Annotated in this window: 15 protein-coding genes; 7 read left to right on the forward strand and 8 right to left on the reverse strand. The window is 71.6% G+C overall.

Annotated elements, in window-relative coordinates; genetic code table 11:
* The 5 genes from DY240_RS20120 to DY240_RS20140 form a co-directional block, all read right to left on the reverse strand.
* The gene (locus tag DY240_RS20120; RefSeq protein WP_119661633.1) at nt 1-819 is read right to left on the reverse strand and encodes an ATP-binding cassette domain-containing protein; all 819 of its coding nucleotides are present in this window, start codon (nt 817-819) and stop codon (nt 1-3) included.
* Entirely contained in the window at nt 819-1,892 is a 1,074-nt protein-coding gene (locus tag DY240_RS20125; protein WP_119661634.1) for an ABC transporter substrate-binding protein, read from the reverse strand. The genes DY240_RS20120 and DY240_RS20125 overlap by 1 nt, the downstream gene beginning before the upstream one ends.
* A 43-nt stretch (nt 1,893-1,935) precedes the next feature.
* Nucleotides 1,936-2,940, reverse strand: coding sequence for an ABC transporter permease (locus tag DY240_RS20130; protein WP_119661635.1), 1,005 nt, complete (start codon nt 2,938-2,940; stop codon nt 1,936-1,938).
* Between the two features lie 396 nt (nt 2,941-3,336).
* On the reverse strand, nt 3,337-3,906 hold the full coding sequence (locus DY240_RS20135) for an NADPH-dependent FMN reductase (RefSeq protein ID WP_119661668.1): 570 nt from the start codon (nt 3,904-3,906) through the stop codon (nt 3,337-3,339).
* A gap of 100 nt (nt 3,907-4,006) precedes the next feature.
* Nucleotides 4,007-6,424, reverse strand: coding sequence for a PEP/pyruvate-binding domain-containing protein (locus tag DY240_RS20140; protein ID WP_119661636.1), 2,418 nt, complete (start codon nt 6,422-6,424; stop codon nt 4,007-4,009).
* Between the two features lie 74 nt (nt 6,425-6,498).
* On the opposite strand from DY240_RS20140, the gene DY240_RS20145 reads away from it, so the two are divergent.
* The 7 genes from DY240_RS20145 to DY240_RS20175 all read left to right on the forward strand — a co-directional run bounded on the left by DY240_RS20145 (nt 6,499) and on the right by DY240_RS20175 (nt 12,892).
* On the forward strand, nt 6,499-7,074 hold the full coding sequence (locus tag DY240_RS20145) for a TetR/AcrR family transcriptional regulator (RefSeq protein WP_119661637.1): 576 nt from the start codon (nt 6,499-6,501) through the stop codon (nt 7,072-7,074).
* 223 nt (nt 7,075-7,297) lie between these two features.
* Nucleotides 7,298-8,005, forward strand: a complete 708-nt coding sequence (locus DY240_RS20150) for a VOC family protein (protein ID WP_119661638.1) — start codon at nt 7,298-7,300, stop codon at nt 8,003-8,005.
* Nucleotides 8,006-8,069: 64 nt separating this feature from the next.
* Entirely contained in the window at nt 8,070-8,813 is a 744-nt protein-coding gene (locus DY240_RS20155; protein ID WP_119661639.1) for a GntR family transcriptional regulator, read from the forward strand.
* Nucleotides 8,810-9,835: a phosphotransferase gene (locus DY240_RS20160; RefSeq protein ID WP_119661640.1), complete on the forward strand. Its 1,026-nt coding sequence runs from the start codon at nt 8,810-8,812 to the stop codon at nt 9,833-9,835. The genes DY240_RS20155 and DY240_RS20160 overlap by 4 nt, the downstream gene beginning before the upstream one ends.
* Nucleotides 9,832-11,106, forward strand: coding sequence for a phosphopyruvate hydratase (gene eno / locus DY240_RS20165; RefSeq protein ID WP_119661641.1), 1,275 nt, complete (start codon nt 9,832-9,834; stop codon nt 11,104-11,106). Before DY240_RS20160 ends, eno begins: the two co-directional genes overlap by 4 nt.
* Nucleotides 11,103-11,837: an SDR family NAD(P)-dependent oxidoreductase gene (locus tag DY240_RS20170; protein WP_119661642.1), complete on the forward strand. Its 735-nt coding sequence runs from the start codon at nt 11,103-11,105 to the stop codon at nt 11,835-11,837. The genes eno and DY240_RS20170 overlap by 4 nt, the downstream gene beginning before the upstream one ends.
* Nucleotides 11,838-11,845: 8 nt before the next feature.
* Entirely contained in the window at nt 11,846-12,892 is a 1,047-nt protein-coding gene (locus DY240_RS20175) for a lactonase family protein (protein WP_119661643.1), read from the forward strand.
* 3 nt (nt 12,893-12,895) lie between these two features.
* Here DY240_RS20175 and DY240_RS20180 read toward each other — a convergent pair whose 3' ends face one another.
* The 3 genes from DY240_RS20180 to DY240_RS20190 are packed head-to-tail and all read right to left on the reverse strand — an operon-like array spanning nt 12,896 to nt 16,460.
* Complete coding sequence (locus DY240_RS20180) at nt 12,896-13,954, reverse strand: hypothetical protein (RefSeq protein ID WP_119661644.1); 1,059 nt, start codon at nt 13,952-13,954, stop codon at nt 12,896-12,898.
* A complete protein-coding gene (locus DY240_RS20185; protein WP_119661645.1) occupies nt 13,951-15,204 on the reverse strand; it encodes an AGE family epimerase/isomerase in 1,254 nt (417 codons plus the stop codon). The genes DY240_RS20180 and DY240_RS20185 overlap by 4 nt, the downstream gene beginning before the upstream one ends.
* The gene (locus tag DY240_RS20190) at nt 15,171-16,460 is read right to left on the reverse strand and encodes an ABC transporter substrate-binding protein (RefSeq protein ID WP_119661646.1); all 1,290 of its coding nucleotides are present in this window, start codon (nt 16,458-16,460) and stop codon (nt 15,171-15,173) included. Before DY240_RS20190 ends, DY240_RS20185 begins: the two co-directional genes overlap by 34 nt.
* Nucleotides 16,461-16,470: the final 10 nt, after the last annotated feature.

Here is a 16,470-nt window from a genome sequence, read left to right on the forward strand (position 1 = left end):
TCATCGCTCGTCCGTCTCCGTGACCAGCGAGCCGGTCATCGCGGCGACCAGTTCGTCCGTTGTCACGTCGTCCGCACGGAACCGTGCCGCGCGCCGGCCGAGCCGGAGCACCTCGACCCGGTCGGCGATCTCGAGCACCTGCGGCATGTTGTGGCTGACCAGCACCACCGACATGCCCGCGTCGCGGGCGCGCCGCACGACGTCGAGCACCCGCTCGGTCTGGACGACGCCGAGCGCCGCGGTGGGCTCGTCGAGGATGACCACGCTGGTCGCCCAGATGATGGCCCGGGCGACCGCGACGCTCTGCCGCTGGCCGCCCGACAGCATCGCGATGGGGGTCGTGACCCGTGGGATGCGCACACCCAGCTGGCTCAGTGCTTCTGCGGCGCCACGCCGCATCGCCCGCTTGTCGAGCAGGCCGATGCGTCCCAGCGGCCCGGCGCGGACGATCTCGCGCCCCAGGTAGAGGTTGGCGGCGACACTCAGGTCGTCGGCGACGGCGAGGTCCTGGTACACGGTCTCGACGCCGGCCTGCCTCGCGTCGACGGGTGTGGAGAACCGGACGGGCCGGCCCTCGACGAGGATCTCGCCCTCGTCGGGTGCGTGCACGCCGGACAGCGTCTTGATCAAGGTGCTCTTCCCCGCACCGTTGTCCCCGATGAGGGCGACGACTTCCGCCTTGCGCACGGTGAAGTCGGCGCCGCGCAGGGCTTCGACGTGGCCGAACCGTTTGACGATCCCGCGCGCTTCCAGCACCGGCGCATCACTCGCGACGTCGTGCGACTCAGTGCTCCGTTCCGTGTCCGGTGCGGCGCTCATCATCCGACCGGCGGGTTGTCGCAGCTGGGCTCGAGAATCGCCTGAGCTTCCTCGGTGTCGACGTTCTCCTGGGTCAGGAACGTGACGCCCGTGTCGGCCGACTCCAGCGGCGTCCCCTCGCGAAGGTGCTCCACCATGTTCTTCACGCCGAGGTAGCCCATGTTGAACGGGTTCTGCACGACGAGCGCGGAGATCTGGCCGCTGCGCAGGCCCGCGACCTCGTCCGGCGCGGCGTCCCAGCCGATGATGACGATCTCGCCGGATCGCCCCGCCGCCTCGACGGCCTGGGCGGCGCCGAGGACGCTGGGCTCGTTGGCGGCGAAGATCCCCGCGAGGTTCGGATTGGCGGTCAGGATGTCCTCGGTCACCCGGCGGGCCTCGTTGACGTCGCTGTGGCTGGGCTGCTGGCCGACCAGCGTGAGGTTGTCGTGCTGCGCGAGGCCCTCGGTGAAGCCCTCGACCCGCTCGGTGTTCGTCTGCGAGCCGGGCTGGAACTCGATCAGCGCCACCTCGTGCTCGCCGGCGCCCAGCTCCTCGGCGAGCAGATTCGCCGCCTCGACCGCCGCCGCGCGGTTGTCCGTGGCGTACAGCGGCACGTCCTCGGGCTGAGGGTCGGTGCCCGAGTCGATCATCGCGACTGGAATGCCCGCGTCCAGGGCGCCCTGCGTCGCCGGAGCGAGCGCCGTCGAGTCGGTGGCGGCGTACACGATGCCGTCGACCTGCCTGGTCACGAAGTTCTGGACCAGGTTGACCTGTCCCTCGACATCGGTCTCGGCGGTCACCCCGTCCCACTCGACCGTGACGTCGCCGGCGAGCTCCGCCGCACACTCGGCGCCGGCACGCACCGTGTTCCAGAACTCGTGGCCGACAGCCTTGGGGAGAACGGCCAGCTCGAGCGGGCCGCTGGAGCCCTCGGCCGGTTCGCCCGTCGCCGCCGGTTCCTCGTCGGATCCGTCGCGGACCTCCACTCCGCCGCACGCGCCGAGGACGGCGGTGGCGACGACGGCGGCGAGGACAGTGCCGCCGCGGCCACGGTGCGAGGACGTGCGCCGGCCGGTGGTGCTGTGTGCCATCAGTGTGTCCCTTCCATTCGGGTGGTCGTGTGGCCGGCAGAGGTCAGCCTCGTGACTCCAACCGGCGGCGGCGGTATTGATCGAAGTAGACGGCGGCCCAGATGATCAGGCCGACGATCACCATCTGGTAGTGGATGCTGATGTCCAGCAGGACGGCGCCGTTGCGGACCAGTGCGATGAGGAAGGCGCCGATGAGAGTGCCGATGATCCGGCCTTGGCCACCGAACAGGCTGGCCCCGCCGATCACGGCCGCGGCGATGACGTCGAGCTCGAGCGCGATGCCGTAGTTGGGCTGGCCGGAGTTGACCCGGGAGGCGGCGATCATCCCGCCGAGCCCGACCAGGAGGCCCGCGAGCACGTAGATGGCGGTCAGATGCCGGCCGACGGGAATACCGGAGCGGCGGGCGGCCTCGAGGTTCGACCCCATCGCGTAGGTGTACTGACCGAACCGCGTCTGGGAGAGAAGGAAGGCGACGCCCACGGCGACGACAGCCGTCAGCACGACCGCGAACGGGATGCCGAGGATCTCGCCGTTGCCCAGGAGCTGGAAGGACTCGGGCAGCCCGTAGACGCCGACCGCACCGGTGATGATGAAGACCAGGCCGCGAGCGGCCGACATCGTCCCCAGTGTGGCGATGAACGGCGGGATCCGCGCCACCGTCACCAGCAGGCCGTTGACCAGGCCGGCCACGCCTCCTACCGCGATCGCGACCGCCGTCGCCGCCCAGATGGAGAACCCCAGGTCGCGCACGGTGATGGCACCCACGACGCCGGCCAGTGCGGCGACGGAACCGACAGACAGGTCGATGCCCTTGGTGATGATCACCATCGTCTGCGCCGTGGCGATGATCGCGATCACGGCGGTCTGTGCGCCGATGTTGAAGAGGTTGTCGGCCGTCAGGAAATGCGGGCTGGCGAACGACAGCACCACGAACAGCACGACCAGCGCAGCGGCGGCTGTGAACTCCGAGAGCGCGTTGGACAGCCGCTCTCGTACCCAGTCACCGGGCCGCGCCGGCACGTCGGCGGTGTGATCGACTGTCGTCATCGCCGGACCGATCCTCCCTGATAGATCTGATGTTTAGCGCGAAGTAGGCGTTACCTTGCCACCTCGGGCGCGTGTTGCCAAGGGGTTACCAGCAGGTTTTGAGATGGTCGGGCGAGACACCCTCGGCAGTCGTCATATCGCGCCGCGCCGCGGCGACCACCGGTACGGACGCCAGGTCGGCCGCCGCGGCGCCCATGGCGCGGGCTTGCGGTGAGCGGCGAGCTTCGGACTTCTCACCACTGTGCGGGCCGCCGCGGCGGGCGTGACAGTTCGTCTGATGTTCGATCGAGCCGGAGCCGACGGGGTCGATGGCCGGCCGGGGCGGCCCGGCCCGCCGGGCAGCGCGATCACCCGTCCGGATGACGGTGGGTGAGGCCACCGGCTCTTGACCTCGCGTCACTCCCTCGGCAGCACGGTGAGCACCCGGACGACGTGCTCGCGGAACTCCGACATGAAGTCGCCCAGGAACTCCCGGGTCGAGTCGTCCTCGACCTCACCGTCGTCGCCGAACACCTCCGGCGTGAACGTGATGTACGCCTCCGGCGCGGTCATCTGCCGCGCGTTGCAGAACGCCATCACCGCCCGGAGGCTCTGCTGAGCCACCGCGGTGCCCACCTGCCCGATGGAGGCGCCGATCATCGCCGTGGGGATGTGGTCGAAGGAGTTCTGGCCCCAGGGGCGCGAGGCCCAGTCGATCGCGTTCTTCAGCGCGCCCGGGATCGACCGGTTGTATTCCGGCGTCACGAAGAGCACCGCGTTCGACTGCGCGATCGCCTCCTTCAACGCCGTCGCCTCGGGCGGGTACGCGTTGTCGTAGTCGGGGCTGTACAGCGGCAGGTTCCCGATGGGGATCTCGGTGAACCGCAGGTCGTCCGGCGCCAGCCGGATCAGGGCCTTGGACAGGGTGCGGTTGATCGAGGTGGAGGACAGGCTGCCGACGAAGTAGCCGACGTCGTAGGTACGCATCATGCACCGCCTCACAACAGGTCGTCGGGTAGGTTGCGCCACGGGTCCTGTGCCCATTTCCGGTGGTCGAAACCCCTGTCCCGCCGATGGTGAAGCGCGATCAGGGCGTCGTCGTCACGCCTGCGATGGCGGGCTGCTCGATCGTGACCGTCCCGGCGGCACCGTCGACAGTGATCAGCTGCCCTGTCCGGATTCGTTCGGTGGCGCCCGGGACGCAGATCACGGCGGGGATGCCGTACTCGCGCGCCACGGTGGGCCCGTGCGCCATCACCGCGCCGGTCTCGGTGACGAGCCCGCGCGCGGTGAGGAACAGCGGCGTCCAGCCGGGGTCGGTCGTCGGCGCGACGAGAATGTCGCCCGGCTCCACCGACGCGGTCGCCGGATCGCGCACCACCCGGGCGCGCCCGGTGACCCGCCCCGATGCCGCGCCCATGCCGGTGAGCGTGCGGCCGTCGGACGGCCGAGCCGGTAGCAGTGTCTCGACGTCGGTGCCGTCGGAGAGCAGGGCGACCGGAACGGTCCGGCGCCGCAGCTCACGCGCGTACTCCGACCGCCGTCCGGCGACCGCCGCGCGCAGGTCGTCGCCGCGCTCCACGACCGTACGCAGTTCCGGCAGGGTGAGGAACATGACGTCGTCCGCGCGTTCGAGCAGCCCGTCCGCGTGGAGCCGGGCACCGATCAGAAGGAGGCGGCGGCGCCGATCGCGCAGCGGGTACAGCCCGGCGAACTTCCCCGCCTCGCGGAGTCCGCTCAGCTCCCGCGCCCGGCGCAGGAGGAAGCCGGCGAGCCGGCCGCGCACCGGCCGCTTGCGGCGGGCCCGCCGGGCGAGCTCGGCGACCATCGCCTCGGCCGTGGCCGCGGCGCGTGCGAACCGCCGGTCCGGGGCCTGTTCGGGATCGGTGACCCGCAAGAGGTTCGCCAGCATTGCGAACACCGGAGCCGGATCCTCCGACCAGCGCGGTACCCCGACGTCGACCTCCGCGACGGATCTGTTGCCGTAGGTGTCGAGGAACGCGCTCAGGCCGATGTCCGGCAGCTCACCCGCCAGGTACACCGCGGCGAGCTCGTCCGGCGCCGTGCTCAGGAAGACCTCTCGGTATGACGTCGCGCGCCGGGCCACCTGCCAGAGGGCGAGGTCCATCTCGATGGTGACGTTGTGCGGCATGCCACCGAACACCGTACGTATCTCGTCGTCGCTCGCGATGCCCTCGAGCAGCGGTGGCAGCACGGCCGAGACCAGGAGTCCGCTGACGACGGGCCAGACGATCCGGTCGAGGCCCGCGCTCGAGCCGGCGTCCTCGACCAGCTCCAGCAGCTCCGCAGCCGTGGGCGGGTCGGTGACCGGCTGCTGCCGGAGGCGGTCGATCTCGCCGAACACGCGCGCCCGCGCCGCCGCCGGCCGGGCCAGCGCACGCAGGATCCCGGCCACCGCCTTGGGTCCCATCGTCAACGCGGCCGCATTACGCCGGCGGGCGCCCTGCTCCGGGGCGAACCGCGGGTCGTTCAGCAGATGCTCGACCACCGCCTGCGCGCGCGGTCCGAAGTCGACCGCCATCAGCTTCACCAGCCGCTGCCGGGTCGACGGGTCGCGCATCGCATCGGTCAGGTCGCCGTACAACCGCCCGCCGATGTCGACGATCTCGACCGTGAGGCCGAACGACGCGAGCATGTCCGCCAGCAGCGACTTCAGCGTCGACATGCCCATGGGCGTCGCCGGCTGGAGCATGCCTTGGACATGACCGAACTCGACGTACAGCCGCGGTTCCGGCCTGCCGCTCTTCGCCGGCGCCGGGAACAGGGTGGTGATCGGCCGCGACTGCAGCAGCCACAACGCGCCGGTGCGGTCGTAGGCCCACTCGACGTCCTGCGGCGCGCCGATCCGGTGCTGGAGCCGCTCGCCGATCTCACGCAACTCCTTCAGCCGGGCTGGGGTGAGACAGCCGCGCTCGTCCGGATCCGTGCCGTCAAGCACGTAGTGGTCGGCCGCCGTCGTCCCGTCGACGACCGCCGTGCCCAGTCCGGGCGCGGCATCGACGACGGTCTGGCTCCGCGAGCCGGTGAGCGGGTTGGCGGTGAACAGCACGCCCGCGACCTCGGGGTCGACCATCCGCTGCACGACGACCGCCATGTGGACGGCGTCGTCCGCGACCCCGACGGCCTCGCGATAGGCGTTCGCGCGCTCGGAGTGCAGCGAGTCCCAGCAGGCGCCGATCGCCTCGAGCAGGTCCTCGGCGCCCGTGACCCCGAGGAAGGTGTCCTGCTGACCGGCGAAACTGGCGTCCGGCAGGTCCTCGGCGGTGGCGCTGGACCGAACCGCGACCGGTCCGCACCCGAGCCGCTCGTACGCCGCGAGCACCTCGGCCCGCGGCACCTCGCCGCGGCGGTGGGCCTCGGTCGTGACGCAGAAGCCCTCCGGCACGCGCTCGCCCAGCTGGATCAGCCTCGCGAGACCGGCCGCCTTCCCGCCCACCAGGTCAGGCCGTCCCGGGTCGATCGCTGTCAGCTCGAGCACGAACATGCCGACTCCTTACGTTTGCAATACGACTGCAATGTATCGCGACGGCAATACAGTCGCAACGTAAAGTGGGTCACGTGCCCCGCAAGGTCGACCATCGCGAGCGCCGGGAACTCCTCGCCGACGCGCTGATGCGGCTCGCCGCCGCCGAAGGCCTCGAGAAGGTGAGCCTGCGGCACGTGGCGGCCGAGGCGGGCGTCTCGACCGGGATGGTGCAGCACTACTTCCGCACCAAGGACGAGATGATGACGTTCGCCTACGACATGGTGACCGACCGGATCCTCGAACGGTCGATGGCGGCGTCCCCGCCGGAGACGCCGCGCGAAGTCGTCCGCTCTCTGCTGCTGCAGGTGTTGCCGCTGGACGAGACGCGCCGGCTGGAGAACCACGTCATGCTGGCGTTCCTCGCGTACGCGGCGGTGAAGCCGTCGATCGCGTCAGAGCTGCGTGAGCCCGCGGCGGCGATGCGCGGGTTCCTCGCCGACAAGCTGCGAGAAGCCGGCGCCGGCCACGTCGACCCCGAGCGTGCGGCGGCCGGCCTCCTCGCGCTCGTCGACGGACTGGGCCTGCAGGTGCTGTCGCAGCAGTACGCGGAGGAGCAGGCGGTCGCCGCGCTCGACGCCCAGCTCGCACTGCTGTTCGGCCGCCCCTAGACCGCCCAGGATCATCCATGAAGTGGGGCGTCAGAGCGCCTCGTTTCTTGGATGATCATGAGCACGGGATCAGTCGGTGACGCAGTCCATGTGGTCGATCCGCCGGTGGCGTGGAAGTGCAGGGTCTGCCCATCGCCGCGCGTCGCATCGGCGAAGTCCGGCCGGTCGCCGGACGCTCGACGGCACGGGCGCTGCGGCCGAAACGCCGATAGGGTCGCCGAGCATGGACATGCTGACGGGTGAGGAGATCGCCGCGGCCCGGCTGGCCGACTGGCGCAAGCTGGCCCAGGGACTGCATGCCCGCTACCTGGTCGCCGACTTCGGCGCCGGCGCACGGTTCGTCGCCGCGGTGGGCGAGGCGGGCGACGCGCTCGGACACCACCCGAGCGTGTCGCTCGGCACCGGGTACGTCGACCTCAAGCTGGTCAGCGCCGACGCCATCTACCGCGACGACGAGGGCACCGAACACGTCGTCGAATGGGTGACCCGGCAGGACGTCGACCTCGCCAGGAGGATCAGCGAGATCGCCGCCGGCCACGAGCTCGAGGCCGACCCGGCCTCCGTGAGCGTCATCGAGCTCGGCCTCGACACGGCGCACTCCGCGACCATCGCCCCGGTGTGGGCCGCCCTGCTGACCGGGAACGCCGAGTCGCAGGGCCACGGGTCCCCCAGCGACGAGATCCGCGACGCCACCGGACGGGTGCCGAACCTGTGGTTCGGCGACGGCGACGCGCACGAGTCCCCGCGTCAGCGGTTCCACGTCGAGGTCTATGTGGCGCCCGAGGTGGCCGCGCAACGCATCGCCGCCGCCGTCGCCGTCGGCGGGACCGTCGTCGATGACAGCGACGCGCCGTCGCTCACCGTGATCGCCGACCAGGACGGCAACACCTGCACCTTGTGCGTCGCCCAGCTCCCGGCGACGAAGGACTGAACCGGCAGCACGCCCGGACAGGCCGGCCTTGAACCGCGGAATACTTGTATGCAAGTATCCACCCATGACGCCACCCGCTCGCTCGAACGAGGTGTCCGGCTCTGCGGCCGACGGGCCACGCACGCCGGCGCTGTCGGTGATCGAGCGGGCGAGGCGCGGCGGCCGCACGTCCGACAAGGTGTTCGAGCAGCTGATGGAGGCGATCCGCGGCCTGCGCCTCCTGCCCGGTCAGCCGCTCAGCGAGACCGAGCTCGCCCGTGAGCTCGGCGTGAGCCGCACACCGGTACGCGAGGCGATCGCCCGCCTCGCCGATGCCGGACTCGTCGACGTCGTGCCGCAGGTGGGCACGACCGTGTCGGTCATCCGGCTGGCGGAGGTGGAGGAGGCGCGGTTCATCCGCGAGAGCCTGGAGGTGGCGGCGCTGAAGGACGCGGTGCCGCTCTCGGCCGCCGACGCGGCCGGCCTGCGGGAGGTGATCGAGCGGCAGCGGAAGGCGCTCGACGCCGGCGACCTCGAGGGGTTCTTCGGCCTGGACGAGGCGCTGCACGAGCGGATCTTCACGCTGAGCGGACATCGCGGCGCCTGGACGACGGTGCAGCGCACCAAGGTCCATCTCGACCGGATGCGGCGGCTCGTGCTGCCGGACCGTGCGCTCATCGCCGAGGTGATCGCCGAGCACGACGGCATCGTGGACGCGCTCGAGTCCGGTGACGTCGCGACCGCCGAGCGGCGCGTGCGTGCCCACGCCGGCCGGGTGCCGCACCTCAAGGGTGAACTGCAGCGCGACTTCCCGGGCTACTTCGCATGACCGACGCCGCGACGGATGCCGGGCAGCCGGCCGCGCCGCTGCTCACCCCGGGCACGGTCGTGGCGTTCCTGCGCCGGCGGGGCGTCATCGACGAGGCGACGCCCACGGTCCGCGAGCTCAGCGGCGGCGTCTCGTGCGTCGTGCTGCGCGTCGACGCGGGCGAGCGGTCGGTCGTGGTCAAGCAGGCGCTGCCGCGGCTGCGGGTGCAGGCGGAGTGGTCGGCCACGCGACGGCGGACGCTGAGCGAGGCGGCCGCCCTGACGGTGTACCACGACATCACCCCCGACCGGGTGCCCGGCGTCGTCGACGTCGACGAGACGTCGATGGCGCTCGTCATGGAGGCCGCACCACTCGGCGTCGCGAACTGGAAGTCGATGCTGATGTCCGGCCCGGACGCCGCGGCCGGCGACGTCCCCGAGCTCCTCGGCCGGACGCTGGGCCGCTGGCATCGTCACACCCGCGGAGACCTTCAGCTGCTGAGCCGCTTCCAGGACGACGAGGCGTTCGAGCAGCTGCGGGTGGCGCCGTTCCACCGGGAGGTGCGGCGCCTCCACCCGTCGGTGGCCGACGCCCTCGACGCGTGCGTCGACGACCTGACCACGGCGCGCGAGTGCCTGGTCCACGGCGACTTCTCCCCCAAGAACGTCCTGGTCGGCGCCGGCCTGTGCTGGGTCGTCGACGCCGAGGTCGCCAAGGCCGGCGCGCCGGTGTTCGACGTGGCGTTCATGGTCGCGCACCTGATGCTGAAGTACGTCCGGGCCGGCCGCGCGGCGGTGTTCCGGACGGCGGCCGGGCGCTTCGACGCCGCGTACCGGGAGGCCGCGGGCGTCGCGGAGCCCCCGCCGCGCCTGGGGTGGCATGTCGCCGCGTTGCTGCTGGCCCGGATCGACGGCATGTCGCCGGTCGACTATCTCAACCCCGCTCAGGCCGGCCAGGTCCGGCGTGCCGCGCTGCGGGTGCTGGACGGGTCGGACGTCACGGTGGCGGACGTGTGGGACGCGCTGGCCGAGGAGGACCGATGACCCGTGTCGAGCAGGTGGTGGCGTGGGAGGCGCTGGACTCGCGGGCCCGGCCGACCGTGGCCTGCCGGGTGTCGCTCACCGACGGCTCGTCGGCTCGCGCCCTGGTGCCGTCGGGTGCGTCGACGGGATCGTACGAGGCGTTCGAGCTGCGCGACGGCGACGAGCGGTACGACGGCATGGGCGTCCGGCGCGCGGTCGAGCACGTGAACACCACACTGGCCGACGCGGTCCGCGGACTGGACACGGCCGAGCCGGACGCCGTCGACCGCGTGCTCGAAGAGCTGGACGGCGGCCACCGCTTCGAGCGTCTCGGCGGCAACGCGGTGCTCGCGGTCTCGGTGGCCGCGAGCCGAGCCGCGGCCGCCGCGGCAGGGGTCCCGCTCGCGTGCTGGCTGCACGGCCCGGGGGCGCTGCCGTTGCCGATGCCGATGGTCAACATCATCTCCGGCGGCGCGCACGCGGGCCGGGCCATCGACGTCCAGGACTTCCTCGTCATCCCCGTGGGCGCCGCCTCCTTCGCCCAGGCGCTGGAGTGGTGTGCCCGGGTCCGGGACGCGGCGCGCCGGCTGGCCCTGGCCGGCGGCCACGCCGCCGCGGTACTGGTGGCCGACGAGGGCGGGCTCGGCGTGCCGCTCGGCGGCAACGGCGACGCTCTCGATCTGCTCACTCGGGCCATCGACGCGGCCGGCCTCACCCCGGGGACGGAGGTGGCGGTCGCGATCGACGTCGCGGCCAACCAGCTGTGGACGGGCGCCGGCTACGAGCTGGCCGCCGAGGATCGCACCCTGAGCGCCGCCGAGCTGATCGACGAGATCGCCGGCTGGGTCGCGCACCACGCGGTCGTGTCCGTGGAGGACGTGCTCCGCGAGGACGACTGGGCGGGCTGGGCGGCGGCGACCCGGCGGCTGGCGGGTGTGCAGGTGATCGGTGACGACCTGTTCGCGACCGACCCCTCCCGGCTGGCCGAAGGCGTGCGACGCGGCGCGGCCAACGCCGTGCTGGTGAAGGTGAACCAGAACGGCACCTTGCGCGGCGCCCGCGGCGTGCTCCAAGCGGCGCAGCGAGCCGGATGGGCCACCGTCGTGTCGGCCAGGTCCGGCGACACCGAGGACGACTGGCTGGCCGACCTCGCCGTCGGCTGGAACGCCGGCCAGATCAAGGTGGGGTCGGTGCACCGTTCCGAGCGCTGCGCCAAGTGGAACCGGCTCCTGGAGCTGGAGGCCACCGAGGACACCGTGTTCAGCAACCCCTGGCGAGAGGCACCACGATGAACAGGTTCGACGGCCGCACGGTCGTGGTCACCGGGGCGGCGTCCGGCATCGGCTACGAGATGGCGCGGCTGTTCGCCGCCGAGGGCGCGGTGGTCTACGCCGCCGACCGGACCGACGAGTCGCGGCCCGGCGGCACCCGCCCGGTGCACCTGGACGTGACCGACGAGTCCGCGGTGCGCGAGCTCATGCGGACGGTGGTCGACGACACCGGCCGCCTGGACGTGCTGTGCAACAACGCCGGCATCGGCTCGACCGCCGACCCGGTCTCGTGCACCGCCGAGGAGTGGCGTCGGGTGTTCGACGTCAACGCCCTCGGCGTGTTCCTGTGCACCAAGTACGCGCTGCCGCCGATGCTGGCCGCCGGGCGCGGGTCGATCGTCAACACCGCGTCCGCGGCGGCCTCCGTCGGGCTGAAGGACCGCGCCGCCTACTGCGCGAGCAAGGGCGCGGTCGTCGCGTTCACCCGGGCGGTCGCCGTCCAGTACGCGGGCACCGGCGTGCGCTGCAACTGCGTGTCGCCGGGCACCGTGGACTCGCCGTGGGTGGCGCGGCTGCTCGCTCAGGCGCCCGACGCGGCCGCGGCTCACGCGCAGCTGACGGCCCGGCAGCCGATGGGCCGGCTCGGGCAACCCACCGAGATCGCCAAGGCCGCGCTCTATCTGGCGTCGGACGACGCCGACTACGTCACCGGGACGGACCTGGTGATCGACGGCGGCCTGCTCGCCGGTTAGGCCGGCCGATGTCCGAACTGGTGTGCGTCGGGACGTTCACCCCCGTCGCGGGCGGCCGGGGTACGGGCATCCACACGTTCATCCGTGACCCCCGGACGGGCGAGCTGACGAGCGTGGGGCCTCCCGCGCCGGCCGAGGCTCCGACGTTCCTCGCCGGCGGACCGGACGGCCGGGTGCTCTACGCGCTCGACGGGTGGGAGCGCAGCGGCGTCCGCGCCTTCGGCATCGCGGCGTCGGGTGCGCTGCGCGACCTCGGCAGGCGCCCGGCGGGAGGCGCCGTCCCGTGCCACCTCGCGGTGGCCCCGGACGGGCGGCACGTGCTCGCGACCCATTACGGGTCGGGCTCGGTCAGCGTCCATCGCGTGGGCCGGGGCGGCCGGCTGGCGGAGCGCACCGACCTGGTCTCCCTCGAGGGGTCCGGGCCCGACGCCGAGCGCCAGGACGCCGCCCACCCGCACCACGTCCACGTGGCTCCTGACGGCACCGTGCGGGTGACCGACCTCGGCGCGGACGCCGTCCGCGCGTTCCGGCTGCGCCACGGCCGGCTCGTCCCGGGGCCGGTCACTCCGGCCCGGCCCGGCAGCGGCCCGCGTCACCTCGCCGAGCATCCCGACGGGCGGCTGTTCGTCGCCAACGAGCTGGACTCCACCGTCAGCGTCTTCGTCGCGACCGCGGCCGGCGACCTCCGCGAACGGGCGACGATGCCGGCGACGATCGCACCGCCCCGGGAGCGCAGCTACCCGAGCGAGATCGTCGTCTCTCCGGACGGCCGCTTCGTGTACGTCGCGAACCGCGGGGCGAACACCGTGACGACGTTCGGCGTCACCGCCGGTGCCCTCGAGCCCGTGGCGGAGACCGGCGTGGAGGGTGAGTGGCCGCGCCACATCGCCCGCATCGGCGACCACCTCTACGCCGCCAACGAACGCTCGGACTCGGTCGCGATCTTCGCCGTCGATCCTCGGCGAGGGGTGCCGGAGTTCACCGGCCGTCTGGTCGACGTGGCGAGCCCCGCCTGCGTCGTGGCGGTGCGACCGACGCGGACGGGGCGGCCGTAGGCGTCAGCCGTGCTCGTAGATCCCGCCCCAGCCCGGTCGCTGGTCGTGCGCACGCTGAGTGTGGATCACCATCGGCTCACCGGACAGCCACGTCAAATCCATGGCGATGTTCACCCGTGGACAGCCGAACAGGTGCTCGTTCTTGTCGAGGACCGCGGTCGCGCTCAGCGGATAGTGATGGTAGGGAGCGATGACGTGGATCTGGTACTCGAAGACGCGGATCGGGCTGGACACGCCGCATGCGCTTCCGTCGAGGTGCTGCGGCTGAACGACGATGTCGAACTTCACCCGCGTGCCGTCGGCATCCGCGCCGACGCACACGGGATACCGAGGTCCGTCGCCGTAGGTGCAGGTCGTCACGTTCTGGTCCATGGCGATCGTGACCTTGGAGCTTCCGGAGTCCTGGAAGGTGTAGTTCCCGTAGTTGTGTCGCCGGAACGGGCTCGCCGGGCTGATGTACGGCTGCGGGCCGGTACCGCTGTCCGGCACGGTCCAGCCGTAGCCCGCGGTCACGCCGACACTGCTGGTCGGTTTGACAGGCGTGGCATGCAGAGTCGCGCCGGCGTCGAACCACACGCGGATCGTGCCGCTGCGCGGCTGGTATGCGGCCACGCGCAGCCTGCAGGTGTACGTGCCGGTGGACGGAGCCCGGAACATGGCCCGGATCTGCGGCCGGAAGGTGAACTCGTTGTGCGGCGGGTCGAGGTTCCGCGCGGCGTACCAGCCGGTGCCCGTGCTGGCGATGCCGGGTCCATAGCACTGCACGATGAAGGTCGCACCGGGATCGGGGTCTTGGTTGGGCCACTCGGTGCGAGCCACCAGGTTGCGGGTGTAGAGCCAGACCCCCTCGCCCTGGACGAGATTCATCGTGAGATCGCTGCCGGGCAGGTTGACGGGGTTGCTGTTGGTAGTGGCGTCGATATGGAACTCCGCTGTCGGCGGTGTGGAGATCGGGTCGTTGCCGATCGCCTGGGCGCTCGGCGCGTTGACACCGAGCAGCGCCGTGACTACCGCCGAGGCGACGATCGTGCCCAGTGCTCGCCGCGGACGTCCGACTCTCATGGGGCCTCCTCGAGCATGCGGTCGAGGCACGAGATGGCCAGCATCAGGTGCCGCGGGTGGTGGTAGTTCTCGATCCGCGCCGGCAGCGCCGCGAACGACTCGTGACTGCCCTGGCGGTCGGTGGCGTGCCGCCACGTCGGTGATCCGTGCCCGTGGAGTGGAAACGTGTCCTGGACGTACTGATACGTGCGCTCGAAGAGTTCCTTCGCCCAGCCGGCGCCCGTCCGCTCGATGACGAGCAGAGCGCCGATGAGCACCTCCTCCTGCACCCACAGCTGCTTGTCGGTGGACCAGACATTGCGGTCGACGTGCTGGAGGTTGCGGAACAGGCCGCCGTAGACGTCGTCCCAGGCGACCTCGACGTGACGCCGCAGCCACGTCGCGGCGGTGTCGAACAGGCCGTCGTCGCCGAGCCTCGTGGCCTCGGCCATCACCATCCACAGCGCCTCGACCCCGTGACCGGTGTACACGAGCTGCTCGTACTCGTTGTCCGGGCGGCTCAGGTCGTGCTCGAGCAGCTCGTTGAGCAGGTCGAACCGCGGGTTGTGATGATGGCCGACGATCGCCTCGACGCACCGGGCGGCCACGCCCTCCAGCTCGGCGTCGTCGCGCATCTGGAGCATCTGCGTGGCGACGCGCAGGAGCACCATCCAGATGCCCAGCACCCGCGCTCCCGGGAGCGGCGGTGCACCCGGCCCGAGATACGTCTGCCCGATCGCGGGCTGGAAGTCCGGCGCGTCGTAGCGCCGCAGGCTCCGCAGCAGCAGCTCCTTGGCCGTGTGCCAGTGCCGGTCGTCACCGGTGGCCTTCGAGAACTCCGCCAGCCCCTCGGCGACGAACAGGTCGCCGTAGACGGCGCCGCCACTGGCGACCAGCGGCACGCCGTCGCGCGTGACCTCCAGGGGCCAGGGCTCATCGGTCGCCGGCTTGGTGCGGCCCAGGAAGCCGACCGTACGGCGGGCGACCGCCAGATGCTCCTCGCGCCCGCCCAGGTGGTTGTGGAGGAACGAATACACCCAGACGCCGCGGGCGTCGAACCAGGTCAGCTTCCGCTCGTCCACGCGCCGGCCGGACGGGTCGACGTGACACAGGAACCCGCCCTCCCGATGGTCGACGACGAACTCGTCGACGAACGGGAGGAACCGGTCGAAGAGGTCGTGGTGGTAGCGGTCGCGCAACCGCCGGATCGAGTCGTGGTCGTCGAACCACACGGCGCTCAGCCGGCCTGCTCGGCCAGGAGGGTGTTCCACGCCTCCTCCACCGTCGCCAGCGTGTCCGTGGCCGCCACGTCACTGGTCATGAACGCCCGGATCTCCTTCAGGTAGGCGTCCTCGAGCTGGGCCGGGATCTGCTGGGTGATCACGACGGGCAACGCGTCGATCGCGTGCTTGCGCGCCGCGTCCTGCGGATCGCTCTCGTCGAGGTCGGTGAAGACGCTTCCCTCCAGGGTCTGCGTCGTCGACGGGAAGATCGGCGCCAGCCCGCAGAACTCGAGCTGGGCGTCGGGGCTGGTGACGTGGAGGATGAAGTCCGCGGCCACCTCCTTGATGTCGCTCCCCTGCGGTACGGCGAGCGCGTTGACGCCGGGGATGACGTAGTTGCCCGCCGCTCCCTGCACCGCATCGGACACGACCAGGTGCTGGTAGACCTCCGGGGCGTTGTTCTTCGTGTTGATGAGGTTCGCGGGCAGGCCGTACACCCCGCCGACCACGCCCGCGGCCAGGCCGTTGTCCAGCGTCTCGGGCAGGTTGCGGATGTCCTCCGAGACCGCGCCCGGGCAGACCGCGCCCGCGCGGTAGGCCTCCCGCCACTTGTCCAGCACGGCGGCGGCCTCCGGCGTGTTGAGCGTCGCCTGCGTCCGGTCGTCGTTGAGCACGGTGACGCCTTCGCTCTGGAGCACCGCGACCCTCGGCAGTTCGGAGAACCCGCACAGGCCGGTGGTCTCCTTGACGCGCCGGCCGAACTCGAAGGCCTCGTCCCACGTCGTCGGCAGGTCGGCGGCCGCGATGCCGGCCTGCTCCAGCAGCTGGCCGTTGTACCAGGCCGTCGGCGCGCCGCCGTAGATCCACGGGACCGCCATGAGCGCGTCCTGGCGCCGCACGGAGTCGACCAGCGTGGGCAGGTAGGCGCTCAGGTCGTCCTCGGAGTAGAACGGCGTGAGGTCGGAGAGCGCGTCGCCGAACGAGCCGAGGTCGGCGTCGATCAGCTGCACCACGTCGGGGACGTCGCCGGACGCCAGCGACGCGAGCAGCTTCTGGTTGATCTCCCCGCCCGGGACGTCGACCCACTCGATCTCGACGCCGTCGTTGGCGGCCTCGTAGTCGTCGATCAGGCCTTGGATGTAGTCCTCGTAGTTGCCCTTCAGATTGATGGTCCAGAACTCCACCGTGCCGGACGTCTGCTGATCGTCCGACGAGTCCTCGGTCGACCCCGCGACACATCCGGCCAGGGCACCGATCGACAGCAGCGCCGTCGAGAGCACCGCCGGCGTCTTGGAACTGCGCATCCGACACCTC

It is taken from the genome of Jiangella rhizosphaerae, from assembly GCF_003579925.1.
GTDB classification, from domain to species: domain Bacteria; phylum Actinomycetota; class Actinomycetes; order Jiangellales; family Jiangellaceae; genus Jiangella; species Jiangella rhizosphaerae.